The sequence below is a fragment of the Lacinutrix sp. Hel_I_90 genome (assembly GCF_000934685.1).
Lineage (GTDB): Bacteria > Bacteroidota > Bacteroidia > Flavobacteriales > Flavobacteriaceae > Lacinutrix.
Genome location: NZ_JYNQ01000001.1, coordinates 1,671,383 through 1,691,048, shown reverse-complemented (window position 1 = coordinate 1,691,048; position 19,666 = coordinate 1,671,383). Strand labels below are relative to the sequence as shown.

Genomic DNA, 19,666 nt, shown 5'->3' with positions numbered 1-19,666 from the left:
AGTTTAAAATTATTTACGTAAATACGCTAGAATTCTAATTACAGCCCCTCTGTTTTTTTGAATATATTCAAAATTGTTTTTGCCATAATTTTTTCTTTTAACAGTATTATCAATCAACAGATTAAGAGCACTATTTAATTCTTGTTGGTTTGACACACTAAGCATCCCTTTATTGTCAATCATCGCTTGGGCTTCAGGAAAATTATAATGCTTGTCTCCTATAATAATAGGAATCCCAAAGGCTGCGGCTTCTAAGGTGTTGTGTAAACCTGTTGTTCCAATGGCGCCACCTATGTAGGCAATATCTGCGTAACGATATGTTTTACTCAATAAACCAATAGTGTCCATTATAAAGACTTGATAATGCTCTAGTTTTACACCGTCCATCTCGGAAAACAATACGCACGGTTTCTTTATGCTTTTTTTTAATTGCTGAATTTGATTCGACTTAATATTGTGAGGGGCGATAATAAATTTTAAGTCGCTAGGAGCTTCTTTATTAATGTAGTCTATAATTAATTTTTCGTCTTCTGGCCAAGAACTGCCAACCACGATACATAGCTTATTTTGTTTAAAGGCTTCAAGAAAGTCAATAGTATTGTTTTGTTGAAGTTGATTGGTAACCCGATCAAATCGTGTATCACCTGAAATAGAAACAGAGTCATACCCAATAGTTTTTAATAACACTTCAGAACTTTTATTTTGGGTAAAAATATGTTCGAATGCAAACAAAGCTTGACGCGTATATTTGCCATACCAATTAAAAAAGGACTGGTTTTTTCTGAAAACAGCCGAAATTAAAATCGCTTTTAACTGCCTGTTTTTTAATGCGTTCAAAAGATTAGGCCAGATCTCATATTTAACAAAAATGGTTAATTCTGGATGCACAAAGTCTAAAAAACGTTTGGCATTTTTTTTAGTGTCTAAAGGTAAATAGACTACAACATCTGCAATGGGGCTGTTTTTACGGATTTCATAACCAGAGGGAGAAAAAAAGCTGAGAACAATTTTATGATTAGGAAAATCTTTACGAAGTTCTTGAAAAACGGGCAAGCCTTGTTCATATTCTCCCAAAGAAGCACAATGAAACCATAGTGTTTTGTCAGTTTGAGAAATGTGTTGTTTTAAAATTTCAAAAGTTTTACTTCTGCCTTCGACGCCAAGTTTTATCTTTTTATTAAATAATGCAATGATTTTCAGTATATAACTGGCGAAATAAATACCTAATGAGTAGAGTGAATTCAACTTGATAAAATGCTTTGTGCTAAAATACATAATTCATTGTTTAACATAAGCGAATTTTGTAATTTCGTAACTATGAAAAAAATCCAAATGGTTGACCTTAAAGGTCAATACGCAGATATAAAAACGGTTGTAAATGATTCTATACAAGAGGTTATAGAGAATACAACGTTTATAAATGGACCGAAAGTTCATGAGTTTCAAAAAAATTTAGAAGACTATTTAGGTGTAAAACATGTGATTCCCTGTGCTAATGGAACAGATGCTTTACAAATTGCCATGATGGGCTTAGGCTTAAAGCCTGGTGACGAAGTGATTACTGCCGATTTTACCTTCGCAGCGACGGTAGAAGTGATAGCCTTATTAAATCTCACCCCCGTTTTGGTTGATGTAGATCCAGAAACCTTTAATATAGATATAGAGGCGGTTAAAAAAGCAATTACACCCAAAACAAAGGCAATAGTGCCAGTGCATTTATTTGGACAATGCGCAAATATGGAAGCCCTTATGGCTATAGCAAAAGAACATAACTTATATGTAATAGAGGATAATGCGCAAGGTATTGGCGCAAAATATACCAATAGTAAAGGTGAAAAAGCCATGTCTGGTACCATTGGTCATGTCGCGTCAACCTCTTTTTTTCCCTCTAAAAATTTAGGGTGTTATGGAGATGGTGGCGCTCTTTTTACAAATGACGATGCTTTGGCGCATACGCTACGGGGCATTGTAAACCATGGGATGTATGAACGTTATCACCATGATGTTGTTGGGGTAAATTCTCGATTAGATTCTATACAGGCGGCTGTATTAGATGCTAAATTACCACATCTCGATAAGTACAATAAGGCGCGCAGAAATGCAGCTAGAAAATACAATAAGGCCTTTTCTAATCACCCAAAAATAACCACACCTCAAACGGTAAATGCTTGTGAGGGAATTTGTGATACCTGTGATTGCCACGTGTTTCACCAATACACCTTGAAGATTGAAAATTCAAACCGCGATGCATTGGTTGCGCATCTAAACGAAAAAGGAATTCCATGTGGTGTGTATTATCCAATCCCTTTACACAAACAAAAAGCGTATTTAGATTCGCGTTACAAGGAAGAAAATTTTAAAGTCACTAACCAATTGGTTAAAGAGGTCATTTCTTTACCAATGCATACAGAATTAGATAACGAGCAAATAGATTTTATCACCAAAACAGTTATTGATTTTGTAGATAATAATTAAGGCGATGCTTTTGGTTTTTAATGTGTAAGGTGAGGTCGTGTTCTGTCTTTTTTTATCATGTATCTCAGCAACAAAAGGATACCGCTGTAATTGTGAAGCACTCACGGTTTTATTATAGTTATAAAATACATGAGTAAATTTCATCCCAACAAAGAGAGTGACTTTATTAAAAATAATAAACATGAAAAAAATAACACTAGTACTTGTTTTTCTATTTTCACTACTGCTTCATGCGCAAAACACCTATTTGCATTGTGGGAAAGTGATTGATACAAAAAGTGGAAAAGTAGACACTAATAAAACCATTATAGTTTCTGGGAATAAAATAATAGCTATCGAAAATGGGTTTATTGAATTAAAAACGGATAAAGATAGGGTCATCGATTTAAAATCAAAAACAGTCATGCCTGGTCTAATAGATATGCATGTGCATCTAGAAGGCGAGAGTAACCCAAAAAGTTATTTGGAGCAATACACACTTAACGCATCTGACATTGCTTTTAATGCGACAGTTTTTGCAAAAGAAACCTTGTATTCAGGCTTTACGACGGTTAGAGATTTAGGCGGAAGTGGAGTGAACATTGCCTTAAGAAATGCAATAAATGCAGGGAAAGTAGAAGGCCCACGTGTCTTTACAGCAGGAAAATCATTGGCGACTACAGGTGGTCATGCAGATCCAACCAATGGAAATAATAAAGAATTTATTGGCGATCCAGGACCAAAAGAAGGCGTGGTCAATAATGTTGCTGATGCTAAAAAAGCAGTAAGGCAGCGCTATAAAAATGGAGCCGATTGGATAAAAATCACGGCTACTGGAGGCGTGCTTAGCGTCGCTAAAAGTGGTAGTAATCCTCAATTCACAGTAGAAGAAATTAAAGCGATATGTGATACAGCAAAAGATTATGGGATGCAAGTTGCTGCTCATGCTCATGGTGATGAAGGGATGCAACGTGCTATATTGGGTGGTGTTAAAACTATTGAGCATGGCACTTACATGAGCGATGCAACGATGGAATTAATGAAAAAAAATGAGGTGTATTTAGTACCCACCATTACTGCTGGAAAAGAAGTAGAAGAGAAAGCAAAAATTATAGGGTTCTATCCAGATATTATAGTTCCAAAAGCCCTGGCTGTTGGCCCAAAAATTCAAGGTACTTTTGGGAAAGCTTATAAAAAAGGTGTAGGAATTGCTTTTGGTACAGATGCAGGTGTTTTCAAACATGGAGATAACGGAAAGGAATTTGGTTTTATGGTAGAAGCGGGCATGCCTGCCATAGAAGCATTGCAAAGTGCAACGATTACCAATGCAAAACTATTGGGAATGGAAAATGAAATCGGGCAATTAAAAGTTGGTTTTATTGCAGATATTGTAGCGACTAATGACAACCCTATGGAGTCTATTAGAACAATGGAAGCCGTAGTTTTTGTCATGAAAGAAGGAAAAGTGTACAAAAACTAATTATCAATTTGATAATTTTTAGCCTGTTTTTTTATGAAATTCTTGTAAAAAAGCGCGTAAATTTTTCATATTTGTTTTTATGTATTTGACTAGCAGTGATTTAACGTTTATTTCTTGTTACCTACGTGTTAAAGTTGTTTCTTTATACCTAATGCTATAGATTTATGAAACTGATAAAAGTAAGAAGACAAACAATATTAGAAAAAAGATTCACACCAAAAATGGGTGAATTACAAACGAGAGTCACCTCAATTAAAAAGCAATTTTTAGGGATTTCTATTCGAACGATACACAAATATAGAGAGACCTATTATGGCAAAGTCAAAGATTGTCGAGATTGTGAGTTAACAAGATAACAACGAATTAATAATATAAAAGTAAAAAGCCTCGTTTTTTAAACGAGGCTTTTTTTATGCTTCTATTATTTCTTTTTTCTTAGGTTTTTTCTTTTTGAAATTTCCAACAATCAAACAACCCATTCCAACCATAACAGAAACATCTGCAAGGTTAAATATCCCCGTTCTAAATACACCGCCTAAATCGATATGGAGGAAATCCGTTACCTGACCATAGAGGATACGATCATATATATTAGCGATTCCACCGCCAATAATGCAGGCAAAGCCTACTATCGAAAAACGGTCTAAATTTTTATCTCTAAAAATATGAATAAGTACTAGCGTTAAAACAATAACGGGTAGTACATTCAATAATATGATTTTTAAAATGGGATTAAAATCACTTCCTAAGCCTAAAAAGGCACCACTATTTTCTACGTTGTGCAAAGTTAAATAATCCCCAAAAATCTCTGTATTAGAGCCTCTGGCGACATTGATTCTCACCCAATATTTCGAAACTTGATCAATAATAATATTAAAAACGATAAGTAAACCTATAAGTAATGTTCTGTTGTTTTTCATACTATGCTTCTTTTTCAAATGTTGCAGAAGCTGTTTCGGCAGCGCTGTCTATTTTTTTAACTAAGCCCTGGAGTACTTTTCCTGGGCCAACTTCTGTAAACAAGGTAGCGCCATCTGCTATCATATGCTGTACAGATTGTGTCCAACGCACTGGAGCCGTTAATTGAGACATTAAATTGGTTTTAATATCACTTTCGCTAATAACAGCACTAGCAGTTACGTTTTGGTAAATAGGACAATTTGGTTTACTAAATCGTGTATTTTCTATAGCTGCGGCTAATTTTTCCCGAGCTGGTTCCATCATTGGAGAATGAAATGCGCCACCAACAGGTAGCACTAAAGCACGACGAGCTCCTGCATCTTTCAAGGCTTGACAGGCTCTATTAATAGCGTCAATTTCGCCAGAAATAACAAGCTGTCCAGGGCAATTGTAGTTTGCGGCAACAACGATACCTTCGGTGCTTTTACAAATCTTTTCAACAATAGCGTCCTCTAGACCTAAAACAGCTGCCATTGTACTTGGTTGTATCTCACATGCTTTTTGCATGGCTAAAGCACGTTCAGACACTAATTTTAAACCGTCTTCAAAAGTTAAAGTGCCATTGGCCACTAAGGCAGAAAATTCGCCAAGTGAGTGACCAGCAACCATATCTGGCTTAAAACGATGGCCTAATGTTTTTGCTAGTATTACAGAATGTAAAAAAATAGCGGGCTGCGTTACCTTTGTTTCTTTTAAAGCTTCGGCAGTACCTTCAAACATAATGTCTGTGATATGGAAGCCTAAAATTTCGTTTGCATCTTCAAATAAGTGCTGTGCTTCTGGTGAGTTTTCATATAAGTCTAAGCCCATTCCTGAGAATTGAGCACCTTGACCTGGAAATATATATGCGTGCATTTTTGTATAATTATGAAGTGCAAAAATAGGAATAATATCTTAAAAGGCTTCAGTTTTAACTATTCAGTATGTATTGAAAATTATAACCCAACAACAGCAGCTTCGGCGCAACGTTCACCATCCATTGCGGCGCTAACAATTCCGCCAGCATAACCACCACCTTCACCACAAGGAAATAAATTTGAAATTTGTGGGTGTTCTAAGGTTTCATTTCTTGGAATATTTACAGGAGAACTCGTACGTGACTCTACACCAACAATATTTGCTTCCTCGGTATAGTAGCCTTTCATTTTTTGACCGAAGGCTTCAAAGCCTTTTCGTAATCGGCTACCAATTAATTTTGGTAATAAAGAGTGTAGTGGTGCACTTTTTAAACCGGGTTGATAGGATGTGTCGTTTAATGAAGACGACAAACGGCCTTCCACAAAATCAGTAAGGCGCTGAGCAGGTGCCACCTGGCTTCTGCCACCAGCGGTAAAAGCCAAACGCTCTAAGTCTTTTTGAAATTCTAAACCTTTTAACTCCCCAAACTGTTCATATTTGCGTAAATCTTTATCTGCATTAATTTCTACGACAATGCCAGAATTGGCGAACTTGTTATTTCTGCGAGAAGGCGACATCCCATTAACAACCACTTCTCCATCTGCTGTTGCTGCAGGCACTATAAAGCCACCAGGGCACATGCAAAACGAATACACGCCACGTTCATTCACTTGTTGTACTAAACTGTAAGAAGCAGCTGGTAGTAGTTCATGGCGATTGCCAGAACAATGGTACTGAATAGCATCTATAATGTGTTGCGGGTGTTCTACACGAACACCCATAGCAAAGGACTTCGATTTGATGGCTATTGCTTTTTCATTTAGTAAATAGAATATATCTCTTGCAGAATGACCAGTAGCCAGAATAACACGTTCTGTTGGCATTTCATTACCGTTTTGTAATAGTAGAGAGACAATCTTATTATTTTTAACAGTGAAGTCGGTAACGCGTGATTCAAAATGTACTTCACCACCGTGGTTTAAAATGGTCTCACGTATATTTTGCACTACTTTTGGGAGTTTATTGGTTCCAATATGTGGATGTGCATCGACCAGAATTTCGTCGGTCGCGCCATGAAAAACAAGATTCTCAAAAATCCGGCGCACATCCCCACGTTTTAAACTTCGGGTGTACAATTTACCATCACTATACGTGCCCGCACCACCTTCTCCAAAGCAATAATTTGAATCTTCATTAACGACATGATCTTGATTTATCGCTTTTAAATCACGACGGCGGTCTTTTACATTTTTACCGCGTTCTAATATAATTGGTTTATAACCTAGCTCTATACAACGCAATGCCGCCCACATTCCAGCTGGGCCAAAACCAATAATATGTACTGCTTTTGCTTTTGACACGTCTTTATAATCAAATTGGTAAGCAGATGCTTTGGGAGGGACTTCACGAATGTAAACCGAAACCTTATAATTAAGAATAATTTTTGGTTTACGAGCATCAATAGACTTGCGCACTATTTTTATTCCTGTAATGTCTTCTTTTGGAATATCTAAATACTGTGCTGCCTTGACGAGCAATATATCACTACGTTCTTCATCTTTTAAAGTTAAGCGAAGCTGAATGTCTTTTACCATAGCACAAAATTAGACAAAAATTGAATGAAGAACTAAAGAAAAGCATGAGAAGCGTTGTTTAATAGTGATGTAATTTTATAACAAACGAACGACGCGTTCAGTAAATCAAAATTTAGAATTATGCCGGTAGTACCTGTTCTACAAACGTTTTGGATTAGTCCAATATGTTAAATTTAGCCTAAACGAAATCACTTTCTTTTCAAAAAAACAAGAAAAATCACTTTCGTTCATAGGTTAGAAACGAAAACGCATAATCATGATCTTCATCTTGAGCGTGAATTTTACTTGCTATTTCCTTCCAATTGGTTAAATCGAGTTGTGGAAAAAAAGTATCGGCATCAAAGGTTGCATGTACACGGGTTAATTCAATTTTAGAAACAAAAGGCATGGCTTGTTTGTAAATTTCACCACCACCAATGATAAATGGCTGACTGTCATTTTTTGCAGCATCGAGCGCATCTTCCATAGAATTAACGACAATAACACCTAATGGTACTTCATAATTTTGTTGTCTGGTAATAACCACGTGGGTTCTGTTTGGTAGTGGTTTTTGAAAACTTTCAAATGTTTTACGACCCATAATAATATGATGTCCGGAAGTGAGTGTTTTAAAGCGTTTTAAGTCATCCTTTAAGTGCCAAATCAATTCATTATTCTTGCCTATCTCATTGTTTTCACCAGCTGCTACAATAGAGGTTAGGTTCTTAATGTTTTTAGAAGCAAGCGCTTTATTGTTAAGCTTGTTTTCGGCTTCCTGAGGTGCTTCTTTTTCTAAATCTGCTTTTATTTTTTCAATCCGTAGTTTTTGTTTTGCAACTAATTTATCTAATTGTGCTTTTTCCCATGCTGGTCCCATAAATTTATTGGTGATGAACACATTAAATAAATGATATAAAAAGAAGCATAACCAGATGGATATAGCAATAACAAACCAGTCTAAACCGAATATTTTTACGTCTTCACCAATACCTAAAAACGTATTAGCGATTATTAAAAAAACAGCACCAATTAAAAAAATAACGAAGTGAATATATAGGCGTTTTTTTTGCTTTATACGACCTTGTGCATTTTTAATTAATTCAAATTGCTCTGGGTCTATTTGTGGTTTTTCTTTCTTTTTTCCGAACATACAAAAGGTGTTTATAATGTAAAGTTACACGTTTTGATTGAAATTTTTATTTTCTATTTCAAATGATAATGATATCCTTTGATAATTAGTTAATTACGCTTAAAAATAATTTAGCGATACCATTAAAAATAAAACAAATAATTTAGAATTCTACAATTAATGACCTGCATTTTATCAAAACGATAATTCTTTGTTATTAAATGAGAATGACCTTTTAAAGTTACTGTTAGTTTACTAATTTTAGTATTCAATAAATTTATTAGTATGGCTATTAGAAAACAATTTTTAAAATCGAAACCTGTGTGTAAAGTAACTTTTACTGTGCCTGCAGCAGATGCCAATAACGTTTCTTTAGTTGGAAACTGGAATGCATGGAGTACAGAAGCAGAGCCACTTAAAAAGCTAAAGAACGGGCTGTTTAAAGGAACGGTGAATCTTGAGAAAAATCAATCTTATGAGTTTAGATACCTTGTGGATGGGCAATGGAAAAATGAGGAAGAAGCAGATGCTTTTGCTTGGAATGATTATGCTGCTGATGAGAATAGTGTTTTGAAACTGTAGTATTTACTACTGTTTTCTTTTATTTCAATAGGGAGAATTATGAGGTCCTAATAATGAGAATCGTATTTCTAAATTAGCTTATAGAATTAATGGCTTAGGCGTTTAATTTACTAAAATGATTAAGATAGTAACTGTTCGAAAAACCCACCTATTTCTGATTTTCTGTCTATAAAATGGATTTCATAAATCCAAAAGCGTTCATCTCCGTTGTTGTCTTTTTCTGTCATTAGTAAGTTGTTATTGGGATGAATGTAATTAATTTCTTCTTCGCCTAAAATTTTTTCATGTGGAAAATTACCGATTAAATGACCACAGTGATGGTTTCCATATTCCCAACCATATTTTTTAGCCAAGGCTTTAGTATAATGATAAAAATTCGCTCCTGTTAACCTGTTCTTATTTTGATCAAAGTATGCTTTTCCTTCTTGCCAGGCGAGTTCAACATCTCGTTTTAGTTTTAGTTTTTTTTGATTAGTACCAAGCACATATGTTTTGCCAATATCTGCCTCCCAATTTTCAAAAACGGGACCAAAATCAAAAAACAAAATATCATCTTTTTGAATTGTTAAATTGATTGGATTTGCTTCATAGGGAAGTAGCGTGTTTTTTCCTGACCTTACAATACGTTTGTGCCAAAATTTTTTAATTCCAAATAATTCATAGGCTAAATTAAAGACTTCCTTATTTAGTTCGTGTTCCGTTTTTTCGCCAATTATAAGATGTCGATTTTCAATTTCTTCAAAAAGAATATTGGCTTTTCTCTCAGCTTCGATTAAGTTAATTATGCGTTTATCTATAGAAGTCATTTTTAAATAAGAGGGTAAGTTTCTTGTGTATGTCGTGTAGTGTAAAGATGATGAAATGATTTTCGGTTACACGCGATTCGAGTTTTTAAATTTGCCCTGTTAGTTTGCTAATTTGTTTATGACATAAAATCCCGAAAAGTCATACGACGTATTCAATTCTATCTTATTATTGATTTTAATGTCAGGATGTTTTTAAAATAGTATTTGATACTCAGTGTCCTCTTTTTGAGAAACGGCAGTACCAACAACGTAGTGCTATAGACTTGCTTAGTAATTAAAATTTTAAAGTTAAATACAATGGAGTCTTGGTGTTCAAAAGCTGCAACACAAATTCAGAGCTAATATTTTCGGCAATAAAATCTTTTATTTAATGATTTAGTTCTTAGCTGTGGGATCATAATGATCTGCTTACTCTAATTCATCAAATAAAGGGACTTGTTTACTTGTGATTTCATATAAGGTACTACAACTACACAGCAACAGCACCTTTTATATGTGGGTGAGGCTCGTAATTTTCCAAAGTAAAATCTTCAAATTTAAAAGCTAAGATGTCTTTTACATTAGGGTTGATTTTCATGGTTGGTAATGGGCGTAACTCACGAGACAATTGTAATTCTAATTGTTCAATATGATTGCTGTAAATATGGGCATCACCAAAGGTGTGAATAAATTCGCCTACTTCGTAGCCACAAACCTGAGCCATCATCATCGTAAATAAGGCGTAAGAGGCAATGTTAAATGGGACACCTAAAAAAATGTCTGCACTGCGTTGGTATAATTGGCAAGATAATTTGCCTTCTGCAACATAAAACTGAAAAAAAGCATGGCAAGGTGGTAAAGCAGCTTTGCCATTAGTCACATTTTCACTGAATGATTTTGAAGTATCGGGTAAAACAGATGGATTCCATGCAGAAACTAACATGCGACGACTATTTGGGTTGTTTTTTAGTGTTTCTACGACTTCTTTTATTTGGTCAACTTCATCACTGTTCCAGTTGCGCCATTGGTGACCATAAACGGGACCTAAATCGCCATTTTCATCGGCCCATGAATCCCAAATTTTAACCCCGTTTTCTTTAAGGTAATTAATGTTTGTATCCCCCTTAAGAAACCAAAGCAATTCGTAAATTATAGATTTTAAATGGAGTTTTTTAGTCGTTACCATTGGGAAACCTTCACTTAAATCAAAACGCATTTGGTGTCCAAACACACTTAATGTGCCTGTTCCTGTGCGATCGCCTTTCTGGTTTCCGTTTTCTAATACGTGTTTTACTAAATCGTGGTATTGTTTCATGCGCACTACCCACGAAAGTGGGAATCTCATTAAATTAAACGTCTGTTTTACTTGGGGTTAAAATTAAAAAAAAGCACCTAAGATTGGTCTTAGATGCTCTAATTTATATAAAAAGTTATTAACGTTTTGTGGCCTATGATTTAAAAATAAAAAACAGGCATAACAGGATGGGGTATTCGCGTTCTTTTAGTGTGCCTAGTCTCTTTGTTTTAAAAGACTACTATCTTCTTGTGAATTTATTAACCTATAATCATTCCTGCAATGGTTGCAGAAATTAAAGATGCAATGGTGCCTCCTAGTAAAGCTTTCAATCCAAATTTTGAAAGCAGCTTACGTTGCCCTGGTGCTAAAGAACCAATGCCTCCAATTTGAATACCAATAGAGGCGAAGTTTGCAAAGCCACAAAGCATGTAGGTTGCCATAATAATCGACTTTTCGTATGTTAAATGGGTTGCGCTTACCACATTTTTAAGTTCTGCCAATTGAATATACCCAATAAATTCACTTGCGGCTAATTTGATACCTAACAGTTGTCCCATTAGCGCCATGTCTTCTTGAGCAACACCTATTAACCACATGAGTGGTGCAAATAAATAGCCTAATAAAAACTCCAATGAGAGCTTATCGTATGGGGTGTTTACAGCGATAATTTCGTTAAGCGAGGTAAACTGCCAATTGATATTCAAGCTGTCTATCACCAAACCATCAAAGCCAGCCATGCCGCCTAAAATACCATTAATCATTGCGATAAAGGCGACGAAAACTAACAACATGGCGCCAACATTTACAGCCAATCTTAAGCCTTCAGTGGTGCCGTTGGCTATCGCTTCAAGTATATTAGAGCCTATTTTCTCCTGAGAGACACTCACTTCTGTGTTTATTTTTTCGGTTTGCGGATAAAGTATTTTAGAAATAACAATGGCTCCAGGTGCCGCCATTACTGAAGCTGCTAAAAGGTGTTTCGCATAGAATAATTGAAGGGCTTCATCTTCACCTCCTAAAAAACCTATGTATGCTGCTAATACAGCGCCGGCAACAGTAGCCATACCGCCAATCATAACCAATAGGATTTCAGACTTGTTCATCTTTTCCAAATAGGCCTTGATAAGTAAAGGCGCTTCTGTTTGCCCTAAAAAAATGTTTCCAGCAACACTTAAACTCTCTGCCCCAGAGATTCCTAGAATTTTAGTGAGTAATAAACCCATGCCTTTTACGGCTTTTTGAATAAGCCCTAAATAGAATAATACAGAAGTTAATGCGGAAAAGAAGATAATGGTTGGTAACACCTGAAAAGCAAAAATAAATCCAAAAGACTTAACATCTAGCATGCCACCAAATAAAAACTCGCTTCCTGCTTGAGTAAAGCCTAAAATAGCTATAAAAGCTTTTCCAATATATTCGAACGCTGATTTTATAAAGTCAATTTTTAACACCCCTATGGCGATAACGAGCTGAAAAAATAAACCTAAACCAACAGTTTTCCAGTTAATTGCTTTTCTATTACTACTAAATAAAAAGGCAATAACAATAAGTGAAATCATACCTAAAATACCGCGCCATAGGCTTCCAAACGAAAAACCTTGACTAGGAATAATAGGGGTAGTCGCATCTGTAATTATAGCCACTTCCTCTAAAGCTTGATTTTTAAAAGAATATCTGGTGTTTCTTTCAGAGAATACTAAAGTAGAATCTGTTTTTTCTGAAATTCTAAAATTTCGAGTGGTGTCTTTGGGTGTATTAAAATAGAAAACAAGTAAATTGTTTTGGTATAGGTAATCACCCGCTGCTTTTTCAATAGCATCAGTTGCTAAAATTTTAAATGTACCGTCTTTTAATTCTAATGTTTCAGAGGGAGAAAATAATGCGTTTTCAGAGGTGTTTTCTAAAGCATCTACTTTCCAAGTTTTGTTAATATCTTGAGCTAAAACAGAAGCTATCCCAAAAAAAATAGCTGTAACAGCTAATAAAAAATGTTTCATAAGGTGTTTATCGTTTAGAAATCTCATCTCTAATTTTGGCAGCTTTCTCATAATCTTCACTACTAACGGCTTCGTCTAAAAGACGCTGTAGTTCTTCAAGCGTATGCGATTTGTAATCTCCTTCAGTATCGCTTAGCTCTAGCTCTTCATTAATAATGTCTTCTATTATGATGCTTTCAGGAGATTCCTCATCCTCCTTATTCGGGTCCACTTTTAAGTAAATTCCAGCTTTGTCTAATATATTCTTGTAAGTAAAAATAGGCGCTTGAAAACGCAACGCTAAGGCAATGGCATCGCTTGTTCTTGCATCAATGATTTCTTCAATTTTATCACGTTCGCAAATTAAACTAGAATAAAAAACACCATCTACCAGTTTATGAATGATTACTTGTTTCACTACGATATCAAACCGGTCAGCGAAATTTTTAAAAAGGTCATGAGTTAATGGCCTTGGTGGTCGAATTTCTTTTTCTAACGCAATAGCAATAGATTGGGCTTCGAAAGCACCAATAACAATTGGAAGTTTTCGATCGCCATCTACTTCATTTAATATCAAAGCATACGCGCCATTTTGAGTTTGGCTGTATGATATTCCTTTTATTTTTAGTCTTACTAAGCTCATATGTTAAAAATAAAAAAAGCGGTTCAAATTGTAAAAAAAATTTAAACCGCTTTTTTACGAGCACAATTTATAAAAAATTAAGCGTTTGCCGCTTTAAATGCTTTTAATTTTTCGATTAGTACAGGAACAACTTCAAAAGCATCACCAACAACACCATAATCGGCAGCCTTAAAAAAAGGTGCTTCTGGATCTGTATTGATAACCACTTTTACTTTAGAAGCATTAATTCCTGCTAAATGCTGAATCGCTCCAGAAATACCTATGGCAATATATAAGTTTGCCGCAACGGGTTTTCCTGTTTGCCCTACGTGTTCACCGTGTGGTCTCCAACCTAAGTCAGATACTGGTTTTGAGCACGCCGTAGCGGCGCCTAAAACACCTGCTAGTTCTTCTATCATGCCCCAGTTCTCTGGTCCTTTCATTCCACGACCAGCAGACACTACTATTTCTGCATCTGCAATAGTTACTTTGTCGGTTGCTTTGTCAACAGACTGTACTGTTACTCCAGAATCTGGAATGACAGGAGAAAAGTCTTCTGTAGTTGCACTTGCAGCGGTCTCAACCAAACCAAAAGAGTTATTAGAGACACCAACAACTTTAACGTCTGTATCTATAGTAGTAATGTTAAATGCTTTGTTTGTGAACGCGGTGCGTTTCACTGTAAACGGAGAAGTACTAGAAGGCGCTTCAACAACATTAGACGCATAACCGGCCTGTAAACCAACGGCTAAAATAGGTGCTAAGTACTTACTGTCTGCACTTTGACTAACAATAACTACTTTCGTACCTTCTTTTTCTGCGGCTTGCTTAATGGCAGCAGCGTAAGATTTTGCGTTGAATGTGTCTAAAGCTGAATTGGATACCTTTAAAACTTTATCGACTCCATATTTTTCTAATTCGCTGGTGTCTCCAGCATTTACTGCAATTGCAGTTACTGTTGTTCCCATTTGGTCTGCAACAGCTTTGGCATAAGAAGCAACTTCTAAAGCTGTTTTCTTAAATTTTCCATTTTCTGATTCTGTATATACTAAAACTGACATAATAAATATTTGTATTTGTCATTCCCACGAAGGTGGGAATCTAATTAATGTTACTGTAAACTTCAAGCGCTCTCAAAACAAGTTTGGGCCACTTTAGTTTACAACTAAATTACCTTAGCCTCATTATGAAGTAAGTTCACTAGTTCATCTAAATTATCTGCATCTACTAAAGTCACAGCGCCCTTAGGAACTGGCTTTTCAAATTTAACCGTTGTCGTTTCTGTCTCAGCCGTAGCCGGTTCAAGTACCGTTAAAGGTTTTTTACGCGCCATCATAATACCTCTCATATTTGGGATACGTAAGTCACTTTCTTCTACCAATCCTTTTTGTCCTCCAATAACTAAAGGCAAACTTGTGGTTACCGTTTCTTTTCCGCCATCAATTTCTCTAGTCGCTTTAGCAGTTGTACCATCAACATCTAAACTAATGCAATTGGTAACAAAATTAGCGTTCGTTAATTCGGCTAACATACCTGGTACCATGGCACCATTATAATCAATAGATTCACGACCGGCAATAACCAAATCGTAACCACCGTCTTTTACAACTTTAGCTAATTCTTTAGCGACTTGAAAACCATCTTTTGCTGTTGTGTTAACTCTAATCGCAGTGTCTGCGCCAATAGCTAAAGCCTTTCGTAATGTTGGTTCTGTTTCTGCACCCCCTACATTTACAACATCTACTGTTGCGCCTTGCTTTTCTTTAAACCACATCGCACGGGTTAAACCAAACTCATCATTAGGGTTGATTACAAATTGAACGCCGTTCGTATCGAATTTAGAATCTCCATCTGTAAAATTAATTTTCGATGTAGTGTCTGGAACGTGACTGATACACACTAAAATTTTCATATTTCTATAATTAAATTAAGACTATTTTATTTGAGAAGGCGAGAACTATAACGTTATCGTTTATTATTCGCTTCGCGCTTCTTTTTTCAAGTTACGAAGATAATTATTTTATTTTGGAAATATACTATGCATGCATAATAAATTTTAAATAAATTGTTAATGGAATAGTTTCGTTTTATTCTTATTTTTGTCCTTCAATTTTTACATGTAATATGAAGACTATTCAATTTAGAGAAGCTATTTGCGAAGCCATGAGTGAAGAAATGCGCAGAGATGAAAGCGTTTATTTGATGGGTGAGGAGGTCGCTGAATACAATGGTGCTTACAAAGCCTCTAAAGGGATGCTTGACGAGTTTGGCGCAAAACGTGTGATTGACACGCCTATTTCCGAACTTGGTTTTGCGGGTATCGCTATTGGGAGTACGATGACTGGTAACAGGCCCATTGTAGAGTATATGACTTTTAATTTCTCTTTAGTTGGAATTGATCAAATTATAAATAATGCAGCAAAGATTAGGCAAATGTCTGGTGGACAATTTAAGTGTCCTATTGTTTTTAGAGGTCCAACAGCTTCTGCAGGCCAATTAGGAGCAACACACTCTCAGGCATTTGAAAGCTGGTTTGCAAATACGCCTGGTTTAAAAGTGGTGGTGCCTTCAACACCTTATGACGCAAAAGGTTTATTAAAATCCGCAATACGTGATGACGATCCGGTTATTTTCATGGAAAGTGAGCAAATGTATGGCGATAAGGGTGAAGTGCCAGAAGGAGAATATACAATTCCTATAGGTGTTGCAGAGATAAAAAGAGAAGGTACAGATGTAACGATAGTCTCTTTTGGTAAAATTATTAAAGAAGCCTATAAAGCGGCAGATGAACTAGCTAAAGAAGGTATTTCATGTGAAATTATTGATTTACGTACCGTGCGACCTCTAGATAAAGCGGCCGTTTTAAAGTCGGTTAAAAAAACAAATCGTTTAGTGATTTTAGAAGAAGCATGGCCTTTTGGGAATGTGTCTACAGAGTTAACTTACATTGTACAGTCTGAGGCCTTTGATTATTTAGATGCGCCAGTGGTAAAAATAAATACAGCAGATACGCCAGCACCATATTCACCAGTTTTATTAGAAGAGTGGTTGCCAAATAGTGATGAAGTGGTAAAGGCAGTAAAAAAGGTAATGTACAAGAAATAAAATATTAAAACAGTGACTTAAAGCTTCATTAGCATAATTGTTGATGAAGTTTTTTGTTTATATTCGAAACCTATAAACCATTTATAGCTTATCATTTTTCGCAAAGTGGTATAATTAAATGCATGTTCTATAGGACCTTTGAAAAACATTAAAACCCAATCATGAAATTGAAATACCTATTACTCCTTTTATTCTTCGGAAGTCTTTCCGCTTTAGCTCAAACAAAAGTGAGTGGTCATATTTATGATGAATCTAAAGAACCTATTGCTTACGCAAATGTCTATTTTCAGGGTACCAGCATAGGAACGATTACCGATGAAAATGGGACCTTTTATCTGGAAAGTGATGAAAACTATGACGTCGTTATTTTTTCATTTATAGGGTATAAAACCCAAGTTGTCACCCTTGATAAAAAGGTGAATTATGAATTTAATGTGACTTTAAGTGAAGATGCAGCGGCACTAAACGAAGTTATCTTGGTGACTGGGAAACAGCCTAAAAAAAACAATCCAGCCATAGATATTCTAAGAAAAATCTGGGCAAACAAACGTAGTAATGGTCTAAAACAATACAAACAGTACCAATACGATAAATACGAAAAGGTAGAATTCGATTTAAACACCATCGACAGCGCAACAGTAAATAGTAAGTTGTTTCGTGGTATGGAATTCGTTTTCGAGCAAGTGGATACCTCAAGAGTAACGGGTAAAACGTATTTGCCAATGTTTATTAACGAGGCTTCAAGTGAAGTGTATGGAGATAATGTTATCAACGAAAAGCGTGAAATTTTAAGAGGAAATAAAAATTCTGGGTTTAGTAATAATCAGATTATTATAGACTTTATTGATGATTTATATAGCGAATATGATGTTTATGAGAACTACTTAAAGTTTTTTGATAAAAGCTTCACGAGTCCGTTATCAAGAACGGGAATACAGGTCTATAATTATGTATTGGCTGACAGCTCATTTATAGGTGATAAATGGTGCTACAATATTATTTACTACCCAAGGCGAAAGAATGAACTTACTTTTAAGGGTGATTTTTGGGTGGCCGACACGACCTATGCCATTAAGAATATAAATTTGCAAGCCTCAAAAAGTGCTAATATAAACTGGGTTAAAGAGATTTATATTGAGCAGGAATTTGACGTTTTAAATGACTCTACATTTTTAATTAAACGTGATTATTTCATGTCTGACTTTGCGTTAAATAAAAAGGAAGCGTCAAAAGGTATTTATGGAAAACGTACTACTTTATATGATAATTACGAATTTAATAAAGTTAAAGAGCCAGAATTTTATAATAAGAAAGTTTATAGTTTTGATGAAGATCTATACAACCAAGATGATGCTTTTTGGGAGAAGAATAGAATGGAGGAGCTAAGTAAAGATGAAAAGGGCGTTTACGTGATGTTAGATTCTTTAAAGCAAACTAAAAAATTTAAAAAATTATATAATTTAGGGAGTATTTTGGCTTCTGGTTACATAGAATTTGATCAATTAAATTTGGATGTTGGTCCCGTATTTTCGGTTTTTGGATACAACGATGTTGAAGGTGTGCGTTTAAGAGCAGGAGGACGAACGTATTTTGGACAAAATGATTTATGGCGATTAGAAGGGTTTACGGCTTATGGTTTTAAAGATAATAAGTTTAAGTATGGCATTTCAGGAAAATGGTTGTTAGACAAGAGAAGCCGACTTATCATCTCTGGAGGGAATAGGCGAGATGTCGAGCAAATAGGTGCAAATTTAACTTCATCTACCGATGTTTTGGGGAGGAGTTTGGCTTCGTCATCTGTTATCGGAACCGGTACAAATGATAAATTAACCAATGTAAATTTATCCACATTAGCACTAGAAGCAGAACCCTTTAGAAATTTTGTCACGCGAATTAGTGGTACTTACAGAACCTTAGAATCTGCATCATCAACTTTTAGTTTAGATTATTACACTGATGCTTCTCAAACCACGACAGAAAGTGAAGTTAAACAGTATGAGACCGCGATATCATTATCGTATTTTCCTCAGCGGGAAATGACCGGTTTTGGTGTTGAGCGTCGTACAAAAAATGATGATTTTGCAAGGCTTTTTGCACAAGTGACAAAAGGTGATAAGAGTGTTTTTAATAGTGATTTCGACTATACCAAGCTACAATTTTCATATTTACAACCCTGGGCTATTGGTGCCTTTGGGCGTTTAAGCACAACTGTTGAGGTTGGCAAAACCTATGGTGACATTCCCTTAGGTTTAATGAGTGTTATACCTGGAAATCAAACCTATTTCTCAATTTATAATACCTTTTCTCAATTAGATTTTTATGAATTTGTAACCGATGAATATGCTACTTTACACGTAGAACATAATTTTAATGGAAGATTATTCTCTCGTATACCGCTATTAAAAAAATACAACTTAAGAGCTATTTTAGGCTTTAGAGGTGTTGTTGGTAATGTCTCACAAGAGAACCGAGATATTAATGCTTCAGGTTTAGTGTATAGAGCACCAAGTAAAGAAGCGTATTATGAATATAGTGTGGGTGTTGGAAATATTTTTAAAATTTTAAGAATAGACTTTAATTTTAGAGGCAATTATTTAAACCCTGTTACAAATCCAGAGGCTAGAAAATTTGGTGTGACTGGAAGTTTTGGCTTTTATTTTTAAGTTAATAACAAGAATAAAATATTTCTTGCCAATACTCAAATCATTACGTATTTTTGCAGCCCGAAAAACAGTAGGTTCTTCAGGAAAATTAAGCAATAATAATAAGATTCCCACTGTCGTGGGAATGAAAAATAAATTTTTT

General features: G+C 35.4%; 17 protein-coding genes. 6 read left to right on the top strand and 11 right to left on the bottom strand.

The window, feature by feature from the left end; genetic code table 11:
- Positions 1–9 precede the first annotated feature (9 nt).
- On the bottom strand, positions 10–1,275 hold the full coding sequence (locus tag GQ46_RS07620) for a 3-deoxy-D-manno-octulosonic acid transferase (RefSeq protein ID WP_044400071.1): 1,266 nt from the start codon (positions 1,273–1,275) through the stop codon (positions 10–12).
- 42 nt (positions 1,276–1,317) lie between these two features.
- Here GQ46_RS07620 and GQ46_RS07615 point away from each other — a divergent pair, with 42 nt between their 5' ends.
- The 3 genes from GQ46_RS07615 (at position 1,318) to GQ46_RS17395 (ending at position 4,290) form a co-directional block, all read left to right on the top strand.
- On the top strand, positions 1,318–2,475 hold the full coding sequence (locus GQ46_RS07615) for a DegT/DnrJ/EryC1/StrS aminotransferase family protein (protein WP_044400068.1): 1,158 nt from the start codon (positions 1,318–1,320) through the stop codon (positions 2,473–2,475).
- A gap of 181 nt (positions 2,476–2,656) precedes the next feature.
- A complete protein-coding gene (locus tag GQ46_RS07605; protein ID WP_044400063.1) occupies positions 2,657–3,934 on the top strand; it encodes an amidohydrolase family protein in 1,278 nt (425 codons plus the stop codon).
- Between the two features lie 164 nt (positions 3,935–4,098).
- The gene (locus GQ46_RS17395; RefSeq protein ID WP_082041720.1) at positions 4,099–4,290 is read left to right on the top strand and encodes a hypothetical protein; all 192 of its coding nucleotides are present in this window, start codon (positions 4,099–4,101) and stop codon (positions 4,288–4,290) included.
- A gap of 54 nt (positions 4,291–4,344) precedes the next feature.
- On the opposite strand, the gene lspA is transcribed toward GQ46_RS17395, so the two are convergent.
- From lspA to GQ46_RS07585, 4 genes are all read right to left on the bottom strand, one after another.
- Positions 4,345–4,854 carry a signal peptidase II gene (lspA, locus tag GQ46_RS07600; protein ID WP_044400060.1) on the bottom strand — a complete coding sequence of 170 codons (510 nt, stop codon included), beginning with the start codon at positions 4,852–4,854 and terminating at the stop codon, positions 4,345–4,347.
- A gap of 1 nt (position 4,855) precedes the next feature.
- On the bottom strand, positions 4,856–5,749 hold the full coding sequence (fabD, locus tag GQ46_RS07595; RefSeq protein ID WP_044400057.1) for an ACP S-malonyltransferase: 894 nt from the start codon (positions 5,747–5,749) through the stop codon (positions 4,856–4,858).
- A gap of 80 nt (positions 5,750–5,829) precedes the next feature.
- Positions 5,830–7,386 (bottom strand): NAD(P)/FAD-dependent oxidoreductase, encoded by a 1,557-nt coding sequence (locus tag GQ46_RS07590; protein ID WP_044400054.1) that lies wholly within the window; start codon positions 7,384–7,386, stop codon positions 5,830–5,832.
- Between the two features lie 217 nt (positions 7,387–7,603).
- Entirely contained in the window at positions 7,604–8,515 is a 912-nt protein-coding gene (locus GQ46_RS07585; RefSeq protein WP_044400051.1) for a dihydrofolate reductase, read from the bottom strand.
- Positions 8,516–8,779: 264 nt separating this feature from the next.
- On the opposite strand from GQ46_RS07585, the gene GQ46_RS07580 reads away from it, so the two are divergent.
- Positions 8,780–9,076, top strand: coding sequence for an isoamylase early set domain-containing protein (locus GQ46_RS07580; protein ID WP_044400049.1), 297 nt, complete (start codon positions 8,780–8,782; stop codon positions 9,074–9,076).
- 119 nt (positions 9,077–9,195) lie between these two features.
- Here GQ46_RS07580 and GQ46_RS07575 read toward each other — a convergent pair whose 3' ends face one another.
- The 6 genes from GQ46_RS07575 to GQ46_RS07550 all read right to left on the bottom strand — a co-directional run bounded on the left by GQ46_RS07575 (position 9,196) and on the right by GQ46_RS07550 (position 15,668).
- Complete coding sequence (locus tag GQ46_RS07575; protein WP_044400047.1) at positions 9,196–9,882, bottom strand: M24 family metallopeptidase; 687 nt, start codon at positions 9,880–9,882, stop codon at positions 9,196–9,198.
- Positions 9,883–10,351: 469 nt separating this feature from the next.
- A complete protein-coding gene (locus GQ46_RS07570) occupies positions 10,352–11,176 on the bottom strand; it encodes a thymidylate synthase (RefSeq protein ID WP_044404720.1) in 825 nt (274 codons plus the stop codon).
- A 239-nt stretch (positions 11,177–11,415) separates the two neighbouring features.
- Positions 11,416–13,155: a NupC/NupG family nucleoside CNT transporter gene (locus tag GQ46_RS07565; protein WP_044404717.1), complete on the bottom strand. Its 1,740-nt coding sequence runs from the start codon at positions 13,153–13,155 to the stop codon at positions 11,416–11,418.
- A 7-nt stretch (positions 13,156–13,162) separates the two neighbouring features.
- Positions 13,163–13,777 (bottom strand): bifunctional nuclease family protein, encoded by a 615-nt coding sequence (locus GQ46_RS07560; protein ID WP_044400045.1) that lies wholly within the window; start codon positions 13,775–13,777, stop codon positions 13,163–13,165.
- 77 nt (positions 13,778–13,854) lie between these two features.
- On the bottom strand, positions 13,855–14,817 hold the full coding sequence (locus GQ46_RS07555) for an electron transfer flavoprotein subunit alpha/FixB family protein (RefSeq protein ID WP_044400043.1): 963 nt from the start codon (positions 14,815–14,817) through the stop codon (positions 13,855–13,857).
- A gap of 104 nt (positions 14,818–14,921) precedes the next feature.
- Positions 14,922–15,668, bottom strand: coding sequence for an electron transfer flavoprotein subunit beta/FixA family protein (locus GQ46_RS07550; protein ID WP_044400040.1), 747 nt, complete (start codon positions 15,666–15,668; stop codon positions 14,922–14,924).
- A gap of 212 nt (positions 15,669–15,880) precedes the next feature.
- Here GQ46_RS07550 and GQ46_RS07545 point away from each other — a divergent pair, with 212 nt between their 5' ends.
- A complete protein-coding gene (locus GQ46_RS07545; protein ID WP_044400037.1) occupies positions 15,881–16,861 on the top strand; it encodes a pyruvate dehydrogenase complex E1 component subunit beta in 981 nt (326 codons plus the stop codon).
- Positions 16,862–17,022: 161 nt separating this feature from the next.
- The gene (locus tag GQ46_RS07540) at positions 17,023–19,524 is read left to right on the top strand and encodes a DUF5686 and carboxypeptidase-like regulatory domain-containing protein (RefSeq protein ID WP_044400034.1); all 2,502 of its coding nucleotides are present in this window, start codon (positions 17,023–17,025) and stop codon (positions 19,522–19,524) included.
- The last annotated feature ends 142 nt before the right edge of the window (positions 19,525–19,666 follow it).

Coding starts and splice junctions, on each gene's coding strand:
- GQ46_RS07555 (WP_044400043.1), bottom strand. CDS start 14,817: ATGTCAGTTTTAGTATATACAGAATCAGAAAATGGAAAATTTAAGAAA.
- GQ46_RS07580 (WP_044400049.1), top strand. CDS start 8,780: ATGGCTATTAGAAAACAATTTTTAAAATCGAAACCTGTGTGTAAAGTA.
- GQ46_RS07570 (WP_044404720.1), bottom strand. CDS start 11,176: ATGAAACAATACCACGATTTAGTAAAACACGTATTAGAAAACGGAAAC.
- GQ46_RS07540 (WP_044400034.1), top strand. CDS start 17,023: ATGAAATTGAAATACCTATTACTCCTTTTATTCTTCGGAAGTCTTTCC.
- GQ46_RS07585 (WP_044400051.1), bottom strand. CDS start 8,515: ATGTTCGGAAAAAAGAAAGAAAAACCACAAATAGACCCAGAGCAATTT.
- GQ46_RS07575 (WP_044400047.1), bottom strand. CDS start 9,882: ATGACTTCTATAGATAAACGCATAATTAACTTAATCGAAGCTGAGAGA.
- GQ46_RS17395 (WP_082041720.1), top strand. CDS start 4,099: ATGAAACTGATAAAAGTAAGAAGACAAACAATATTAGAAAAAAGATTC.
- GQ46_RS07615 (WP_044400068.1), top strand. CDS start 1,318: ATGAAAAAAATCCAAATGGTTGACCTTAAAGGTCAATACGCAGATATA.
- GQ46_RS07550 (WP_044400040.1), bottom strand. CDS start 15,668: ATGAAAATTTTAGTGTGTATCAGTCACGTTCCAGACACTACATCGAAA.
- fabD (WP_044400057.1), bottom strand. CDS start 5,749: ATGCACGCATATATATTTCCAGGTCAAGGTGCTCAATTCTCAGGAATG.
- GQ46_RS07545 (WP_044400037.1), top strand. CDS start 15,881: ATGAAGACTATTCAATTTAGAGAAGCTATTTGCGAAGCCATGAGTGAA.
- GQ46_RS07565 (WP_044404717.1), bottom strand. CDS start 13,155: ATGAAACATTTTTTATTAGCTGTTACAGCTATTTTTTTTGGGATAGCT.
- GQ46_RS07605 (WP_044400063.1), top strand. CDS start 2,657: ATGAAAAAAATAACACTAGTACTTGTTTTTCTATTTTCACTACTGCTT.
- GQ46_RS07590 (WP_044400054.1), bottom strand. CDS start 7,386: ATGGTAAAAGACATTCAGCTTCGCTTAACTTTAAAAGATGAAGAACGT.
- GQ46_RS07620 (WP_044400071.1), bottom strand. CDS start 1,275: ATGTATTTTAGCACAAAGCATTTTATCAAGTTGAATTCACTCTACTCA.
- lspA (WP_044400060.1), bottom strand. CDS start 4,854: ATGAAAAACAACAGAACATTACTTATAGGTTTACTTATCGTTTTTAAT.
- GQ46_RS07560 (WP_044400045.1), bottom strand. CDS start 13,777: ATGAGCTTAGTAAGACTAAAAATAAAAGGAATATCATACAGCCAAACT.